Below are 18,625 nucleotides of genomic sequence, written 5' to 3' on the forward strand. Positions count from 1 at the left end.
TGAAACAACGTCATGCCTGCGGCCCGGGCGGCAACGCCGCCAGAGCGATATCGCCAGCGATGTGCTGCGCAAACTGGGTAAAGACGTGCTGAACGCCATCGGCGATCAGATTGGCCTGCTCCCGGCTGTAGTGGTCCTGACGGTAGGTCATCATCACCCGCAGGGATTTCTTCCCGGCCAGATCGTCTTCCATCACCTCAAACTGCAGGCCGAGCAACGATTCGGCTTTCTCCGGCTCCACCTGACGGTAGGCGATCGTGCTGCCGTCCTGCAGCCGGAACTCGCCGTTCAGCTTGATGCGGCTGTGGATCTGGATGAACACTTCGAACATGTGGTTCTTGCGGTCGGCGTCCACGCCGAACAGCCCTTCTTCCACCAGATCGATCGGAATGTCGGTGTACGGCAGCGAGCCATTGATGGTGTTTTTCACCTGGCTGACCAACCCGGCCACCGTCAGCCCTTCGTCGAAGCGCACGCGGTGCACCACCACGGTGGTGAAATAGCCGACGGTATCGAAGAACTCGGCGTCGTTACGGCCGGAAGTCGAGGTGCCCACCAGCAGATCCGCCGGGCCGCCCAGCAGACGCAGCGCCGAGGTAATCCCGGCATACACCACGTTGAACAGCGACGCGTTGTTGCGGCGGGCAAGCTGATACAGGCCTTCCGCCACGGCAGGATCGACCTCGAACTCCAGCCAGCCGCCGTTGACGTCCGCCGGTGCCGGCACCGCCGGATGGGTGGATGCTTCTTGCCGGAAGATCGGCTGGCCGACCGGCGCGCCGCGCAGCGCATCAAGCCAGTAGTCCAGATGTTGCTGCTGCACCCCGGAGGCCCGCTGCTGCCGGGCGAAAGTGTGGAACTGCGGCGGCTGCCCGCTCCACTGCGGCGCCTGGCCGACGACGCGATGGCGATAGGCGATGCCCAATTCGTCCATCATCAGGTTGAGCGACCATTCATCCAGCACCACATGGTGGAACAGCAACGACAGCAGCTGTTGGCCGTTGTCCGCATCGCGCAGCAGCGTGGCGCGCAGCGGCAGCTCGGCGGCCAGATCGAACCGGTGCTGGCCGGCGTCGGCCAACAGGGCGGCGGCATTACCCGCTGGCGTCTCGTGAGAGAAGCGGAACCACTGATAATCCGGCAGTTCTGCGGCCGGCACCACCACCTGCACCACCTCCCCCTGCTGCTCGACAAAGCGTGAACGCAGCACGGTATGGCGAGTCATGACGTCGATAAACGCCTGGTGCAGCGCCGTTTCGTCCACCGCATCGAAGAAGCGCAGAGAGAACGGCAGGTTGAAAATCTCGTCATGGCCGAAGGCTTCATACACCTTCCACAGCGATTCCTGCGCCAGCGACAGTGGCGCCTGCGCCCCCTCATGATCGTCGGCGATGGCTAGCGCGGCATTCGGCTGCGCAACGTTCAGGCGTTTGGCGTAGCCCGCCAACCCACGCGCCGTCGGATGGCTGAACAGATCGTTAATGTTGATTTCGATCTGATGCAGGCTCAGCAAACGGCCGATCACCCGGGTAGCGACCAGCGAATGGCCGCCGCGATCGAAGAAGTCTTCATCCAGGGTCATTTCCGGCGCCACCAGCGCCTCACGGAACTCCTGCAAAATCAGCGGCGCAACGCTTTCGTTGGCGTCGCCGTTCGCCGCCGGCGCGGCCATCGCCGGGGAAACGGCCTCAGCCACCGGCAATGCGACGGCAATTCGCTGCCCGGCCAGGAACGCGCTGAACTGCTCCAGCAGGAAAGGCGCCGCGTGCGGAGACAGGCGCGGGTCGGTGACCAGCTCCAGCGTTAACGCTTCCGCTTCGGGCAAGCCCAATAGCAGCGCCAGTTCAAACGGCGTATGCAGCGGCGGCAGCAACAGGCGTTCGGCGTGAACGCCTTCCAGCCGCCACTCTGCGGCCAGATCGTCACGCCAGGCCACCAGCAGCTGCGCCCGCTGCGGATCCGGCTGTTCAGCCACGGCCTGCGCCAGCAGCCGCTGCCCGACGTCGCCCTCGCCATGCTGCACGGTCAGGCGCATCAGCGGCGCCGCCGTCAGGCCCAGATCCAGGCCGACGAACTCTGCCGTTTCTGCGGCCGGCACGCACAGCTGCACCGCTTGGCCGCCGGCCTGCGTGGCGACGAACTCGGCAAACCGTGCCGCCACCGCCGCCAGCAAGGCCCGCGGCGTGTCGTTGGCGGGCAACAGCGAGCGATCAATGCGTGTGACCACGCGCGCGCCCACCGGCGGCAACGCTTCAGTACGCTGCGCCGGGCTGCGGTAATCCTGCAGCGAGACCGCCTGGCGCGCCCAGGGCAGCTGTGGCGCCGGGATTTCCGGCAGCTCGACCGGCGCCGCCGCGAAAGGCAGAGGCATCGCATCTCCGTTATAGCGGGCGGACAGCATCGCCGGCAGATGGCGCCACGGCAGCGCTTCCGCCAGGATGTCATGCAATACCACGCCCAAAATCACGTCATCGGCAGGCGTGAGCAACAGCAGGCAGCGCAGCGGCGCTTCGCTTTCCAGTTCAAATGGCGCCGCCTGCACTTGCAGCAGACGACAAATGGCGTGTTGTTCATCCGCCACCTGACGCAGGCTCACCGGCAACGGCGCCGAATCGGCAGCGCGTTTAACCAAACCGTTTTCGTCATCAAAAACGTAACGCACGTTCACGCCCGGCGTTTCCCGCACCAGCGCTTGCAGCGCCGCCGTCAGTTGGGCGATATCCACCTCTCCCGTCAGGCGCCAGGCCAGCGCCCGCTGCCCGCGTGCGTCACCCTGCTGCAGATGGGCAAACCATGCCCGTTCTTCGGCTTCGCTTACCGGCCGCTCGCCGTTCGCCGACGGCGCGCCCAGCGCCTGAAACGCGCTCTCCAGCCGCTGGGCCTCTTCATCGCTCAGAATGCTGTCAAAATCACCGATCACTGCGTTATCTCCTTTGCCCGGCCGTGCCGGGATAGCGCATAAAACGGGGGACATTCGTCCCCCATCATCGCGATAGCGTTAGAAATTCAGCTCAACCGCCGCGCCGACCAGGCGGCCTCGCTGGAGAGTCGCCGTGTAAATGTCATTGCTTCTGACCATCTCACGACGGTCGGAATCAAACAGGTTTTTCGCATACAGCGTGGCGCGACCGTAGTCGAAGGTGTAAGCCAGCTGGGCGTTAGCCGTCCAATAGGAGCCGATGCGCCCGCGCGAGTCGTTGTCGTATTGCGAATAGTAGGAGTCGGTAAACGCCACGTTGCTGCTCAGCTCCCATCCTTTCAGGAACTGATATTTGGCCCCCATGTTGGCGGTGTAAGCCGGTGCGCGCGCCAGCTCATGCCCTTCCACGCCGCTGCCCGAGAACTTCTTGATGTCGGTTTTCAGCAGGCCGAGGTTGCCGAACAGCTCGAAATCCCAGCGCGGCTGCCAGGTGGCGCCGATTTCCGCACCGTAGGTTTCCACCTTGTCGGCGTTGCGGATCACGCTGGAGTTCTCACCCAGCGAGTACGGCAGCTGCATGTCTTTGTAATCGTTGTAGAAGATGTTACCTGTCAGCACCACGTTGGCGTCTTTCAGGTGATGGCGGGTGTACAACTCGTAGTTCCAGACATACTCGGAACCGTAGGTGTAGCTGACCACCGGCGTGCCGATCGTGATGCCGCCGCCGCCGGCGTTATAGCCGCGGGCGATCTTGGCACCGTAGGTTTGGGTATCCGTCGGTTTCCAGGCCACGTCCAGCTTCGGCAGGAACACGGTGTAGGTTTCGTCGAAATCGATGCGCACCGCCTGGCTGCCGCCGTCGCGGCGACGGTGTTCGCGTTCCAGGCGGCTGGCGGCAGTCACGTCCACCTGCGGCGTCAGCGCATAGGTCAGCTCGGCGAACGCCGAATGGGTATCGGTTTTATCTTTGAAGGTCGATCCGCCGAAGATGTTGACGAACTCATCCTGCGTGCCGTGGAAGTAACGCAGCCCCGCTAGCCCGTGCAGGCGGCTGTCCGCACCGCCGAAGCGCACCACCGGCTCCACGTGAACTTCCTGGCCGTCGATCTCGGCGTATTGGATGTTGTAAGCGGTCGGACGGTTGATGTTGAAATCGGTATAGATAACGCGGTTTTCAAACGTCAGCGCATCAGAGGCCTCCCAGGCCAGATCCCAGATGGTGCTGTTCATGTTGCTTTTGAACACGGCGCGGCGCGGATCGTGGCGCGGGTTGGTCGGATGCGGCTGCGGGTTGAGGCTTTCGTTCTGTGGCGCGGTGCTGCCGAAGTGGTTAAAGGTCAGCTTGGTGGTCAGATCGCGCAGGCCGGCCGGATTGAACAACAGCTTGGCACGGGCGGTGGTGGCTTCCACTTCGCGTGGATCGCCCACCGGCGCATAGGCCGGCAGATCGGCTTCGCTGCGGCGGCGCTGGCGATCGACGCTGACGCGGAACGCCAGCTGATCTTCCACCAGCGGGCCGGACGCCATGGCGGCCAGCTGTGAAGAGTGCTGGTTGCCGGCCCCGCCCTTGAAGGCGCTTTCCCATTCGAAGGTCGGATCTTTACTGGCCATGACGATGGCGCCGGCGATGGCGTTGCGCCCCTGAATGTAGCTTTGCGGGCCGAGGAACACTTCGACGCGATCCAGATCCCACAGCGACTGTGGGCCGAAAGCCTGTTCGTTATAGGTCAGCGAACGGCCATCCAACGACAGATTGAGGCGCGGACGGGTGCCGCTGAGGAAGGCATTGGCGCCAACGTTCGGGCCGGAACCGTCGATGCCGCGCACGGTCGGCAGTTCGTTGCCGATGCCTAGATCCACCACGTTGGGGGTCATGCGCAGCAGATCGGGGATCTGCACTGCGTCAGGCATCGAGGCGATGCGGTTGCTGTCGAACACCTGCACGCTGGAGCCGGTGTCGAAAATGGAACGTTTGATCTTCTCACCGGTGACCAGCAGCGTTTCCGCGTCCTGGTAGGTTTCGTTGCTCTTGGTTTCCGCCGCGTTGACGTTACCGATCGCCAGTGAACAAACCCCTAAAAATACGGAGGAAAACGCCCCAATGGCTTTCAACCCCGCCTTTTCCCCGTTTCCTACGCTTTCATGCCGTTGAGCCGCAAAATGCTTGCCCATAGATGTCTTCTCCTTTCATCCCAGAGGTGCACAAAATTTGATTTTTTTTTACACAACCTACATCGACACTCACACAGACCATGACGCTGCGGCCTTCCCGGCCTTGCTGTTGCTTATCCCTGCGGCAAACCCATGCCTTTCGCGGCCGGACGGGCGCGGCCCCGTCCACGGCTAAGCCGCCGGCGGAGCGGCCGGCAGCTTGTATAAAAACGTAAAATAATGTTAAGAATGATAATATTTTGCATTTTCTAATGCAAATCATTATCAACAAAGGTGTGAGGCCTGACAAGATAACTGCCAGAAACCCTTATACTTTCGCAGGAAAAACGAGCGCTGCAATAACAAGCAATCATTTCAATGCTAAGAATAATATAGATAAATTATTCACACCCAATGCCCTCACTGCCCGGCGTCGCTAAAACGCCTTATAGATAGCACCCGATCGCCAAATGGATCAAATAATAATAATTTTCATTCCTATTAACATTTGGATATATTCTTGCAGTCTCGTTGGCTGAATCAAAATGGATACCCGATGAAAGCTTTGACCACGATGCAGGCCGCCTATTGGGTAGGCCGACAGTCCGCTCCTCCCCTCGGCGGCATGGCCGCCCACCTGTATGCGGAATTCGACGGCGGCGAGCTGGATACCGCTCGGCTGCGCCAGGCCGTCGAGGCGCTGTACCTGCACCATCCGCTGTTACGCCTGCGCATTACCGACGATGGCCGGCAGACGATCGCGCCTCCCGGCCCTCGGCACGCCTTGCATCTCGACGATTGGCAGCACGCCGATGAAGCAACGCTGGCAGCCGCGCTCGCCGCCAAACGCCAGGCAAAAAGCACCCAGCTGCTGCCGCTGGAACAGGGCGTGCCCTGCGATATCAGCCTGAGCCTGTTGCCGGAAGGGCGCAGCCGCCTGCATGTCGATCTCGACATGATCGCCGGCGATGCCATGAGCTTTCGCCTGTTGATGGAGGATCTGACGGCGTTTTATCACCAGTGTCCGCTGCCCCCCTCCGATGACGCACCAGCGGCCTACTTTGATCACCTCGAACGACGCGACGCCGACGAGGCGCTACGCCAGCGGCGCGAACGCGGCCAGCGTTGGTGGCGTGAACGCCTGGCGCAGGTGCCCCCGGCGCCGCGCCTGCTGCGCACGCCGGACCGCTGCCGCAGCGATCGCCTGGCCGTACAGCTGAATGCAGAAGAAAGCCGCGCGCTGGAGAATGTCGCCAAGCGGCACCACACCTCCCTCTCTACGCTGTTTTTAGCGCTGTTCGCACTGGCCGTCGGCCAGGGTTGGAATATGACGCGCTTCCGGCTCAACGTGCCGCTGTTCCACCGCGAAAGCGAACGGGAGGACGCGCATCGTCTTATCGGCGATTTCTCTAACCTGGTGCTGCTCGGCGTGGAGCTGAACCCGACGGAAAACCTGAGCGCTTTCTGCCGGCGCCTGATGGCACAGCTGGCAGAGCTTATCGAACATGCGGATTACCCCGGCGTGAACGTGATGCGCGATCTGTCGCGCCTGCACGGCAGCCTGCAGCCTTCTCCGGTGGTGTTTACCGCCGGTTTCGGCATCCGCGGCAAGACGCTGTTTTCCGAACGGGTCACCGACACCTTCGGCCGTCTCGGCTGGGTCATCTCTCAAGGACCGCAGGTTGCGCTGGATGCGCAGGTCGCCCACGTCGACGACGGCATTCTGATTAACTGGGACGTGCGGCTGGACGCATTCCCCGAGCACGCGCTGCCGCGCCTGCTGGCCTGTTATCGTGCGCTGCTGCACCTGGCCGCACGGCAAGCGGAGGCGTTCGATCGCCCGCTGTCACAGCTGTTGGCGCAATGCACACCCGACGCGCTGGCGCAGCAGGCACCGGTGCGCCAGGTGCTGCACCGGCTGCTGGCGCGGGTGGCTCCCGAGGCCAGCTTGCACGACCACGACGATATCCACCGCTTGGCCCTGCCGGATGCTGGGGTGAACGCGCTGCTGACGGTGCTCAACAAATATCTGGCGGCGGCGCTGACGGCGCAGGATCTGGCGGCGCATCCCTCTCCGGCGGCGCTGGCGGCATTGATCTGCCAACGCTCGCCCGAGGCAGGACGGAATGCGAAAACGCTGCTCGCCGCGCTGGCGCCGCAGCACTGAGATTTAATCGGTTAGCGACTATAGGGAAGTACCATGGAGACACCATTAACCGCACTGCAGCAGGCCTATCTTCTGGGCCGCAGCGATCGATGGCCGCTGGGCGGCGTGGCGATGCACGACTTTCGCGAATACCGTGCCCGGCAGCTGGACGTACCGCGCCTTGAAGCGCGCCTGACCGAGCTGGTTCAACACTACCCGGCACTGCGCACCTGCATCGATGTGCCGCGCGGCACGCAGCACGTACGCCCGGAGGTGACGCTGCATCTGGATAGACACGATCTGCGTGCCCTTGATGGTGAAGCGGCGCAGCGCCAGGTCGAACAACTGCGCGCGCGTTACTCCCACCAGCGCCACGATCCGAGCCAACCGCTGTGGCGCATCGCCGTGATCCAACTTGCCGAACAGCAGGATCCGACGGGATCGCCGTACGATACGCTGATCTTTACCAGCTTCGATGCCTTGATCTTAGACGGCCAGGGGATCTCCACCGTGATCGCGCGCCTGTTCGACGATCGCCCTCTGGCGCCGACCGCCGCCGCCTTGCCGCCCCCCGCCGCATCGGCGGCGCAACGCCAGGCCGATGCCGCCTACTGGCGCGAAAAGCTGCAGGATGTCACCACCCCGTCGGCGTTGCCGTGGCGCGCCCCGCTCGCCAATCTCACCTCATCACGCTATCGCCGCGCCAGCCTGACGTTGCCGCACGACACGGTTAAACGGCTTGGCCGTCTGGGATCGCCGCATGCGCTGCTGCGCAACAGCCTGCTGTCGGCGCTGATCCTCGATACGCTGGCCCACTGGACCACCGACGGCGAGCTGTGTGTCGGGGTGCCGGTAGCGTTCCCCGCCGCCGACGGCGCCCTGGGCAACGCCTCCAGCTTCGTGGCGGTGCGCTATTCCCGCCACGGCGAAGATTTTATCCAGCGCGCGCAAGCCTTGCAGGACGACGTGCTCGGCGCGCTCGATCACCTGGCGTTTTCCGGCGTCGATCTGGCGCGGCAGTTGCTCGGCCAAAGCCAGGGCGGCCCGGCGCTGCCGGTGATCCTGACCAATTGCCTGGGTTGGGAGACGCTGCCAGCCGAGGCGCCGGTGCGCTTTCACGACGGCCTGACCCAAACGCCGCAGGTCGCCATCGATATCCGCCTGACGTTGGACAGCGAAAAAAATCTGCAGCTGTGCGTGGACTACGCCGAGCAGGCGCTGCATGGCGAACAGGTAGAAGCGATGCTGGCGGCGTTGCAGCGACGCATCCTGCACAGTTGCCAACGGGCCGACCTGGCGATCGCGCCGCGCGACTTCATCGATCTGGCGCATTACCGCCACAACGACAGCGAAGCGAATTACGCGCCTTATCCTTATCTGGCGCAGCTGGCCGAGCGGCTGTTCGGCGCGCAAGACGGCGGCAATGCGCTGATCTGCGGCGAGCAGACGCTAACCTACCGCGAGCTGGGCCAGCGGATCGCCACGGCGATCGCCAACCTGCAGAGCCGCGGCGTGCAGCCGGGCAACGTGGTGGCACTGTATCTGCCGCGCAGCCCGGAACAGATCATCTTCAGCCTCGCCTGTGCCCTGCAGGGCGTGATCTGGGTGCCTATCGATATCAACTCGCCGCCGGAACGCACCGCCTACCTGCTGGAGAATTGCCGGCCGACGCTGGTAGTGCACGGCGGCGATCTCGAAACGCCGATCGGCGTGACGCCGGCGACCCTGCTGGCGCAGGCGGATCGCGCACCCGCGCTGCCGGATGAACGGACGCTGGTTGAACGCAGCGCCAGCCAGGCCGCGAGCTACTACCTGTATACCTCCGGCACCACTGGTAAGCCTAAATGCGTGGTGCTTAACAACCGCGCCACCGCCAACGTCGTGCACCAAACCCAACAGCGCTGGAGAGTCACCGCCGACGATGTCTTCATTTCCGTCACGCCGCCGCACCATGACATGTCGATGTTCGATCTGTTCGGTTCGCTGTGCGCCGGCGCCACGCTGGTGCTGCCGGCGCCACATCAGGAAAAGGATGCCATCAGCTGGAACCAACTGGTGGAAAAACATCGGGTCACCCTGTGGTGTTCGGTACCCGCCATTCTGGAGATGCTGCTCACCTGCAAAACGGCCGACAGCCTGCGCTCGCTGCGCCTGGTGGCGCAAGGCGGTGACTATATCAAGCCGGCGACGGTACAAACCCTGCGTACCCTGCGCCAGGATCTCGCGCTGTTCTCACTCGGCGGGCCGACCGAAACCACCATCTGGAGCATCTGGCACCCGATCGCCCCACAGGAGAGCGGCACCGTGCCTTACGGCCGCCCGCTGCCGGCTAACCGCTACTTCATCTGCCATGACGACGGCAGCCACTGCCCGGCCGGCGTGGTCGGCCGCATTCACACCGCCGGGGTGAACCTGGCGTTAGGCTATCTGGAGCAGGGGGAGCTGAAGCAGCACGATTTCGTTACCCTCGAAGGACCGGACGGGCAACCGCTGCGCGCTTTCCGCACCGGCGATCAGGGCTATTACCGTGCGGACGGCAACATCATGTTCGCCACCCGGGTGAACGGCTATGTGAAGATCCGCGGCGTGCGCGTCTCGCTGCCGGAAATCGAAGACGTGCTGCGCCGCCATCCGGCGATCCTGGATATGGTAGTGGTGGATTATCCCAGCGGAGAGAACAACGAGGCAGCGCTCGGCGCCCTGTATCTGACCCGCGACGGCAAGCCGCTGCCGCTGTCCGAGATCCGCGCCTTCGCCACCGGCTATCTGCCCTGTACCCATATCCCCACGCGCTTTATCCATGCCGAGGCGCTGCCGCTGTCCGCCAACGGTAAAACCGATCGCCATCGCATCCGCGCCGACCTGAGCCACCAGCAAACCGCGCCGGCGTTGAACGCCTGCGCGGCCCCGCCGCCGAACGCACCGGTGGCGCGCAGCGCCGAGATCCTGACCATTTACTGGCAGGCGATTGGCGTAACGCCGCGCCCGGAATGGGGGGAAGAGACGGCGTTTATCGCCATGGGACTGAAGCTGCCGCATATCAAACAGGTGGCGGCACGCCTCAATGACGCTTTCGGCACCCGTCTGGTAAGCAGTGCGCTCTTGCCATGCAAGAACGCACGCGAAGTGGCGGCGTTGCTGGTCAGCTGAAACCATACCACTCGGGCGGGGACATCCCCCGCCCGCATTTTCTCAGGCGGGTAACGCCGTCAGGGCCGCCAGCGGTTGCTCCCAGGCTTCCTGCTGCAGCGCACGCAACAGAAATTCTTGCAGCGCCTCGCCATAGTCCAACGCATCCTCCGTCGGGAACTGTTCCAGATAAATATCGATATCCACCTGCAGATCGCGGGCGTCGGTGCGGCCGCGATACGTCAGGTTAAAACCGTCGCCCGAGCCGCCGGCCAATACGCTGCGGGTACCGCGACAGCCAGTAAAACGAGGCGCATCGAAGGGTTGCACGTTGATGAAGGGGGAAATAAAGAAGCGCGAGCCCGGATCCACACCGCGATCGGCGGCCAATTGGCGCAGACGGTAGCCGGCGTGGCTGCGCAGCTCCCGCAGCTGCTGCGTCAGCGTGGTGAGAAAGCTCCCCAGCGTCTCCGCTTGCGGCGGTGACACCAGCAGCGGCAGCGTGTTGACCGCCAGCGAAGGCACGTTAGTGGCTGCCTGCCCACGGCGATTCATCGCCGGCATCCACATCGGCAGCGTATCGCCTTGCCGGGCACAGCGCGGCATCACCTGAAACAGCCAGGCCGCCGACAGCGCCACCAGCAAGTCGGGCCAATTGATGCCGCTACGCTCCGCCAACTGCGCAAGAGAGTGCGACACCGCCGCCGGCAGCCGGTGGTGGGTGCTCAGACGCCGTACGCCATAGGCCTCACCGCCCTTGCGCACCGTCGGCAGCACCTGCGACGGCGGCAGATAGGTCTGCCAAAAGCGCCGATCGCGCTCGCATCGCTCAGAATCAGCGTAGGCCAGCTCGGCCTGTTGAAAGACGTCGAAGGCGCCCAGAGGCATACCTGCGCTGCCCTCACCCAGATAGTGCGCATATAACGCGGCGCAGCGGTGTTCGATCAGGGCCATGCCGAAGCCATCAACCAGAATATGGTGCGCACGCACGTACCAGAGGTAGCGCTCCGGCCCCAGCTTGAGCAGCCAGGCTGCGGCTAACGGTTCGCTGTGCAGCGCCCGGCGCTGCGCGATATCTTCGCGCATCAGGTTTTGCGCCGCCTGCCAGGGATCGTCGTGCGTTTGCAGATCGATGCGTTGCAATGGCGGCGTGCGCTGTGGATCGTAACGTAACAGCGGGGGAGAGTCGCCATGCCGCTCACCAAAGCGCAAGGCAAACGCCTGCGTCTCGGCGAGAGTGGTGGCGATCGCCCGGCAGAGCGTCTCTTCCTCTACCGCGCCGCACAGTTCGGTGCAATGTGCGACGGTGGACAGAGTCTGCCCAGGGTGCAAGGTGTGTTCTTCCCAGAAATCAAGCTGCGCTGGCGCCAGCGGCAACCATTCAGAGGCCAAAGCGGTGTCCGACATGTTACCTACCTTTGATAAGCCCGAATAAAGACGTCGAGCGGGCGTAACCCCGCCGTTCAACGGCTTTTGCGTGTCTCCATACATCATCAAATGAAAATGATAATAACATCTATTATCATTTCTATTAATTTGGTAACACTTTAGATTTTGTTAAGCGGGGATGCAAGTCGCGCAGTTGGGCAGTTGGGCAGAGAAAAGAAAGTGGCAGGTTGAAGGGCCATAAAAACAAAACGCCCCGGCACAACTGCCTGGGGCGTTTTTAACGTCGGCGATACTCGTGATTAGGCCTGGTTGGCCGGCTTCACCTTCTGCGCCAGAAACTCCGTTTCGTAAGCCAGCGCCTTCTTGCGATCGAACTGGTGCTCCCACTTGGCTATCACCAGTACCGCCAGCGCGTTGCCCACCACGTTCAGCGCGGTACGCGCCATATCCAGGATACGGTCCACGCCGGCGATGAACGCCAGGCCTTCCAGCGGGATGCCGACGCTGCCCAACGTCGCCAGCAGCACCACGAACGAGACCCCCGGCACGCCGGCGATCCCTTTCGAGGTTACCATCAGCGTCAGCACCAGCACGATCTCCTGCCCCAACGACAGTTCGATGCCGTACAGCTGGGCGATAAAGATAGCGGCGATGCTCTGGTACAGCGTCGAGCCATCCAGGTTAAAGGAGTAGCCAGTCGGCACCACGAAGCTAGTGATCGACTTGGGCGCGCCGTAAGCCTCCATCTTTTCGATGATGCGCGGCAGCACCGTTTCCGAGCTGGCGGTGGAATAAGCCAGGATCAGTTCGTCTTTCAGGATGCGGATCAGCGTCCAGATGCGCAGATTGCACAGCCGGGCGACCGCCCCCAGCACCACCAGGGCGAAGAACGCGATGGCGAAGTATACCAGCAGCACCAGCTTGGCCAGCGGCAGCAGCGAAGCGAAACCGAAGTTGGCTACCGTGACCGAAATCAGACCGAATACCCCGATCGGCGCATAGCGCATGATCATGTGGGTGACTTTGAACATGCTCTCGGACACCGCCTTGAACACCTTCAGCAACGGCTCTTTGGTCTCTTTCGGCAACGACGACAGCCCCAGACCGAACAGCACCGAGAAGAAGATAATCGGCAGCATGTCGCCCTTGGCCATCGACGAGAAGACGTTCGATGGGATCAGCGACAGAATGGTCGCCACCAGACTGTGCGAACCGCTTTGCACCTGTTCGGTGGTTTTCTCATACTGCGAAATGTCCACCGTGGTCAACGTCGACATGTCGATGCCGTGGCCGGGTTGGAATACGTTGGCCAGCGTCAACCCCACCACGATGGCGATCGTGGTGATCACTTCGAAGTAAATAATGGTTTTCAATCCGATGCGGCCCAGCTTTTTCGCATCCCCCACGCCGGCAATACCGACGATCAGCGTGGAAATAACGATCGGCACCACAATCATCTTGATCAGACGAATAAAGATATCACCCGCCGGGCTGAGAATATTGCTGACCAGCCACTCACGAGATTCTGTCTGGTTGTGCAATACCGCGCCAACAATAATACCCAGTACCAACGCGATCAGGATTTGCCAAGCCAGGCTAATTTTTACACTTTTCATACCCAAAAAGTCCTCAAAGACTCTTTGCGCCGTACAAAGTCACAACACGGCGAAAAGAATACTTAATCATTTATTACAGGCTTATGTTAATTCAGTGGAAGCGTTCACCTGCCCTGGGTGCGACGCAGTATAAATCTGTATCATCCGGGCGGCATGCTCTGCAAGCCTTGATTTGTCAGGGTTGAGCGCTGAATCGAATCACAAAAATTTCGCGTAACTATTTCAAATGGCATAATTGCTTGTTATTAAAAACATAATTTTTCAGATAATGAAGCACATAACCGCGCCGGTGACGTTTTTTTGAACGCGATTAAAATGCGTTATTTTTCGTCCATTCTGCATATTTAGTCCGCACCGAATGTTTATATTTTGTTACTCAAAAGTCAAATAAATGGGAATTGGCCGAGTGACATTTTCACCCATAAATGCAGCGCCATTTTATATTTAGATTAAAAATCGAACGATACCGCAGGATGAATGCCATAGGGTATTTCCCGAGTTTTCATCAGGTATGAAGCATTAATAGAACGTTATTTCACGATGTGCCGTCCATCGTTATATCGCGTTAATACCAACTTCGAATATTAATAGCGAAAAATAATCAAAAAAGATTTATAGCGCGAAATAATGCTGGTCTCTCCCATCCTTATTAATCGCGAGGCAAATACCCTCGCCTTTTTTTATTCTTTTTTGTTCTTTAGATAAGTGTTTTTGGTTAAAAACGTGGGTTTATGAGGATTTAAGCGCCAAATAGATAGATATGCCCTGCAAATGCGACAGAACGATTACAAATCAATATCTTTGTTGCGTGATCTGCCGCGCAAAAAAGAAACAAAGAATCGTAGCAAACTATACTTAACCTTCAGTTGACATATCATTAACAACTTCAAGGAGAAAAGCTATGAGCCAACTGCATAAACACGCTATTCCTTCTGCAATTGCAGAACGCGCCCTGATTAATCCGGCACAATACCAACAGTATTATCAACAGTCGGTTCAAGACCCAGAGGCTTTCTGGGGTGAGCATGGCAAAATCCTGGACTGGATCAAACCCTATACCAAAGTCAAAAACACCTCGTTCGATCCGGGCCACGTCAGCATCCGTTGGTTTGAAGACGGCACGTTGAACCTGGCGGCCAACTGTCTGGATCGTCATTTGGCCGAGCGCGGCGACCAGACCGCCATTATCTGGGAAGGCGACGACCCGACCCAATCCAAAAAGGTGACTTACAAACAGCTGCACCATGACGTCTGCCAGTTCGCCAACGTGCTGAAAAAGCTCGGCGTGAAAAAAGGTGACGTGGTGGCTATCTATATGCCGATGGTGCCGGAAGCGGCGGTCGCGATGCTGGCCTGCGCGCGTATCGGCGCCGTACATTCGGTGATCTTCGGCGGCTTCTCACCGGAAGCGGTCGCCGGACGCATTATCGACTCCAACGCCAGGCTGGTGATCACCGCCGATGAAGGCCTGCGCGCCGGCCGTGCCGTGCCGCTGAAAAAGAACGTCGACGATGCGCTGAAAAATCCCGGCGTAGTCAGCGTGGCCAACGTCGTGGTGTTCCAACGCACCGGGAAACCGGGCTACTGGCAGGAAGGGCGCGATCTGTGGTGGCATGAGCTGACCCAGGGCGTCTCCGCCGACTGCCCGCCGGCAGAAGTGAACGCCGAAGATCCGCTGTTTATCCTGTATACCTCCGGTTCGACCGGCAAGCCGAAAGGCGTGCTGCACACCACCGGCGGCTACCTGGTCTACGCCGCGATGACCTTTAAGTATGTGTTCGACTACCACGACGGCGACATCTATTGGTGCACCGCCGACGTGGGCTGGGTCACCGGCCACAGCTATCTGCTGTACGGCCCGCTGGCCTGCGGCGCCACCACGCTGATGTTCGAAGGCGTGCCTAACTATCCGGGCGTTAATCGCCTGTCGCAAGTGATCGACAAGCACCAGGTCAACATTCTGTATACCGCACCGACCGCCATTCGCGCCCTGATGGCCGAAGGCGACAAGGCGATCGAGGGCACACGACGCGATTCGCTGCGTATCATGGGCTCGGTCGGCGAGCCGATCAACCCGGAAGCCTGGGAGTGGTACTACAACAAGATAGGCAATGCAAAGTGCCCGATCGTCGACACCTGGTGGCAAACCGAAACCGGCGGCTTCATGATTACCCCGCTGCCTGGCGCCACCGAGCTGAAAGCCGGGTCTGCTACGCGGCCTTTCTTCGGCGTACAGCCGGCATTGGTCGATAACGTCGGCACACCGCAGGAAGGCGCCTGCGAAGGCAACCTGGTGATCGTCGATTCCTGGCCGGGCCAGGCGCGTACCCTGTTCGGCGATCATGACCGCTTCGAGCAAACCTACTTCTCGACTTTCAAAGGCATGTACTTCAGCGGTGACGGCGCACGCCGCGACGAAGACGGTTACTACTGGATCACCGGCCGCGTCGATGACGTGCTGAACGTCTCCGGCCACCGTCTGGGCACCGCCGAGATTGAGTCCGCGCTGGTATCGCACCCGAAAATCGCCGAAGCGGCAGTGGTCGGCATTCCTCATAACATCAAAGGCCAGGCGATCTACGCCTACATCACGCTGAACCACGGTGAAGAACCGACGCCGGAGCTCTATACCGAAGTGCGCAACTGGGTGCGCAAAGAGATAGGGCCGATCGCCACGCCGGACGTACTGCACTGGACAGATTCGCTGCCCAAAACGCGCTCCGGCAAGATCATGCGGCGTATCCTGCGCAAAATTGCCGCCGGCGACACCAGCAACCTGGGGGATACCTCTACGCTGGCGGATCCGGCCGTCGTCGACAAGCTGTTGGAAGAAAAACAATCAATGAAAGTGCCGTCATAATTTATGCCGCTTCAGGCCGCTCATTCGGATCACGCGCCATTGAGCGGCCCTGGCGCGGCGTACTCTCTCAATACCGACTGGAGACACTCTGATGAATGACACCATTTATCAAGGGATTGAAGAAAACCCGCGCTTTAAAGAGCTGGTGAGAAAACGCGGCCGGTTCGCCTGGCTGCTTTCACTGATTACGCTGGCGCTGTACGTCGGCTTTATTCTGTTGATCGCCTTCGATCCGCAATGGCTCGGCACGCCGATCGCCGCCGGATCGACCATCACCCGCGGGATCCCGGTCGGCGTCGGGCTGATCGTGATCTCTTTCGTCTTGACCGGGATCTACGTGTTTCGCGCCAACGGCGAATTCGATCGCCTCACCGCAGAGATTCTGCGTGAGGTGAAACAATGAAGCGCTTATTGTCCGCCGCCGCGCTGCTGTTGCTGCCCGGTCTGGCCTGCGCCGACGCCATTGGCGGCGAGGTGAATCGCCAGCCGCTGAACATCCAGGCGATCGTGATGTTTATCCTGTTTGTCGGCGCCACGCTCTACATCACCTATTGGGCCTCCAAACGCACCCGTTCCCGTCAGGACTACTACACCGCGGGCGGGCGCATCACCGGCCTGCAAAACGGGCTGGCGATCGCCGGTGACTTCATGTCCGCCGCCTCGTTCCTCGGTATCTCCGCCCTGGTCTACACCTCGGGCTATGACGGACTGATTTACTCCATCGGCTTCCTCATCGGCTGGCCGATCATTCTGTTCCTGATCGCGGAGCGCTTGCGCAACCTCGGCCGTTATACCTTTGCCGATGTCGCCTCTTACCGTCTGCAGCAGAAACCGATCCGCACCCTCTCGGCCTGCGGCTCGTTGGTGGTGGTGGCGCTGTATCTGATCGCGCAGATGGTCGGCGCCGGCAAGCTGATCCAGCTGCTGTTCGGGCTCAACTACCATGTGGCGGTGATCCTGGTCGGCATCCTGATGGTGCTGTACGTGCTGTTCGGCGGCATGCTGGCCACCACCTGGGTGCAGATCATCAAGGCGGTGCTGCTGCTGGCCGGCGCCAGTTTTATGGCGCTGATGGTGATGAAGTCGGTTAACTTCGACTTCAATACCCTGTTCGCCGAAGCGGTGAAGGTGCATCCGAAAGGCATCGCCATCATGAGCCCCGGTGGTCTGGTCTCCGATCCGATTTCCGCGTTATCGCTTGGCCTGGCGCTGATGTTCGGCACCGCCGGTCTGCCGCACATCCTGATGCGTTTCTTCACCGTGAGTGACGCCAAGGAAGCGCGCAAGAGCGTGTTCTACGCCACCGGCTTTATCGGTTACTTCTATATTCTGACCTTTATCATCGGCTTCGGCGCCATCTTGCTGGTCAGCGCCAATCCGGCGTTCAAAGACGCCACCGGCGCGCTGCTGGGCGGCACCAATATGGCGGCGGTGCACCTGGCCAATGCCGTTGGCGGCAACTTCTTCCTCGGCTTTATCTCGGCGGTGGCCTTCGCCACCATTCTGGCGGTCGTTGCAGGCCTGACGCTGGCCGGTGCCTCGGCGGTTTCCCACGATCTGTACGCCAGCGTGATGAAAAACGGCAAGGCGACCGAGCGTGACGAGCTGAAGGTCTCAAAGGTCACCGTCGTGGTATTGGGCCTGGTTGCTATTGCCCTGGGGATTTTGTTCGAGAAGCAGAATATCGCCTTTATGGTCGGGCTGGCGTTCTCTATCGCTGCCAGCTGTAACTTCCCTATCATCATCCTGTCGATGTACTGGTCGCGTTTGACGACCCGCGGCGCGATGATTGGCGGCTGGCTGGGTCTGTTAACGGCGGTGATTCTGATGATCCTCGGCCCGACGATCTGGGTGCAGATCCTCGGCCATGAAAAACCGATTTACCCGTATGAATACCCGGCGCTGTTCTCGATGATCGTGGCCTTTGTCGGCACCTGGCTGTTCTCGATCACCGACAGCTCGCTGGCCGGGCAGCAGGAGCGGGAACGCTTCCGGGCTCAGTTTGTCCGTTCGCAAACCGGGCTGGGTATCTCTCAGGGCAGCTCGCATTAATCGAATAATAAGTGAAAAAAAGCAAACACACCCTAATCAAAGGCCCTTCGGGGCCTTTTCTCTGGCTGTCTGTCGGAGATAAGCTGGGGAGAGCAGCGCAGCGTAGCTGCGCTTTTTTACGTTTTACGCATAGCAAAAAGCCCTGAACGTCAGTTCAGGGATTTCGGCTTTATTTGATGCCTGGCAGTTTATGGCGGACGTCCTGCCCGCCCCCCTTCGGGCCATTGCTTCGCAACGTTCAAATCCGCTCCCGGCGGATTTGTCCTACACAATTCGTCTCAGGATGCCCATGCTCGTGCAGAACGCCAGATAACAGACAAAACAAAAAGCCCCATGCTTTCGCATGAGGCTTGTTGTTTTAT

Annotated in this window: 9 protein-coding genes; 5 read left to right on the forward strand and 4 right to left on the reverse strand. The window is 60.6% G+C overall.

Going from position 1 to position 18,625, the window contains the following annotated elements; translation table 11 throughout:
• Positions 1-10: 10 nt before the first annotated feature.
• Positions 11-2,920, reverse strand: coding sequence for a condensation domain-containing protein (locus N6G83_RS44325; RefSeq protein ID WP_260516198.1), 2,910 nt, complete (start codon positions 2,918-2,920; stop codon positions 11-13).
• Positions 2,921-2,998: 78 nt separating this feature from the next.
• A complete protein-coding gene (locus N6G83_RS44330) occupies positions 2,999-5,092 on the reverse strand; it encodes a TonB-dependent receptor (protein WP_025304960.1) in 2,094 nt (697 codons plus the stop codon).
• A gap of 535 nt (positions 5,093-5,627) precedes the next feature.
• On the opposite strand from N6G83_RS44330, the gene N6G83_RS44335 reads away from it, so the two are divergent.
• Positions 5,628-7,238, forward strand: coding sequence for a condensation domain-containing protein (locus N6G83_RS44335; RefSeq protein ID WP_260516199.1), 1,611 nt, complete (start codon positions 5,628-5,630; stop codon positions 7,236-7,238).
• Positions 7,239-7,271: 33 nt separating this feature from the next.
• Positions 7,272-10,367 (forward strand): amino acid adenylation domain-containing protein, encoded by a 3,096-nt coding sequence (locus N6G83_RS44340; RefSeq protein ID WP_260516200.1) that lies wholly within the window; start codon positions 7,272-7,274, stop codon positions 10,365-10,367.
• Positions 10,368-10,409: 42 nt separating this feature from the next.
• Here N6G83_RS44340 and N6G83_RS44345 read toward each other — a convergent pair whose 3' ends face one another.
• On the reverse strand, positions 10,410-11,753 hold the full coding sequence (locus N6G83_RS44345; RefSeq protein ID WP_025304957.1) for a condensation domain-containing protein: 1,344 nt from the start codon (positions 11,751-11,753) through the stop codon (positions 10,410-10,412).
• Positions 11,754-12,034: 281 nt separating this feature from the next.
• Positions 12,035-13,351 carry a glutamate/aspartate:proton symporter GltP gene (gltP, locus tag N6G83_RS44350; protein WP_043142347.1) on the reverse strand — a complete coding sequence of 439 codons (1,317 nt, stop codon included), beginning with the start codon at positions 13,349-13,351 and terminating at the stop codon, positions 12,035-12,037.
• Positions 13,352-14,252: 901 nt separating this feature from the next.
• Between gltP and acs the strand changes: the two genes are divergently transcribed.
• The 3 genes from acs (at position 14,253) to actP (ending at position 18,263) form a co-directional block, all read left to right on the forward strand.
• Positions 14,253-16,211: an acetate--CoA ligase gene (gene acs / locus N6G83_RS44355; RefSeq protein ID WP_025304955.1), complete on the forward strand. Its 1,959-nt coding sequence runs from the start codon at positions 14,253-14,255 to the stop codon at positions 16,209-16,211.
• A 91-nt stretch (positions 16,212-16,302) separates the two neighbouring features.
• Complete coding sequence (locus N6G83_RS44360; protein ID WP_004930047.1) at positions 16,303-16,614, forward strand: DUF485 domain-containing protein; 312 nt, start codon at positions 16,303-16,305, stop codon at positions 16,612-16,614.
• Positions 16,611-18,263 carry a cation/acetate symporter ActP gene (gene actP / locus N6G83_RS44365; RefSeq protein WP_260516201.1) on the forward strand — a complete coding sequence of 551 codons (1,653 nt, stop codon included), beginning with the start codon at positions 16,611-16,613 and terminating at the stop codon, positions 18,261-18,263. The genes N6G83_RS44360 and actP overlap by 4 nt, the downstream gene beginning before the upstream one ends.
• Positions 18,264-18,625 lie beyond the last annotated feature (362 nt).

The sequence above is a fragment of the Serratia sp. PL7 genome, assembly GCF_945957435.1.

Coding starts and splice junctions, on each gene's coding strand:
- N6G83_RS44330 (WP_025304960.1), bottom strand. CDS start 5,092: ATGGGCAAGCATTTTGCGGCTCAACGGCATGAAAGCGTAGGAAACGGG.
- N6G83_RS44340 (WP_260516200.1), top strand. CDS start 7,272: ATGGAGACACCATTAACCGCACTGCAGCAGGCCTATCTTCTGGGCCGC.
- actP (WP_260516201.1), top strand. CDS start 16,611: ATGAAGCGCTTATTGTCCGCCGCCGCGCTGCTGTTGCTGCCCGGTCTG.
- acs (WP_025304955.1), top strand. CDS start 14,253: ATGAGCCAACTGCATAAACACGCTATTCCTTCTGCAATTGCAGAACGC.
- N6G83_RS44335 (WP_260516199.1), top strand. CDS start 5,628: ATGAAAGCTTTGACCACGATGCAGGCCGCCTATTGGGTAGGCCGACAG.
- N6G83_RS44360 (WP_004930047.1), top strand. CDS start 16,303: ATGAATGACACCATTTATCAAGGGATTGAAGAAAACCCGCGCTTTAAA.
- N6G83_RS44345 (WP_025304957.1), bottom strand. CDS start 11,753: ATGTCGGACACCGCTTTGGCCTCTGAATGGTTGCCGCTGGCGCCAGCG.
- gltP (WP_043142347.1), bottom strand. CDS start 13,351: ATGAAAAGTGTAAAAATTAGCCTGGCTTGGCAAATCCTGATCGCGTTG.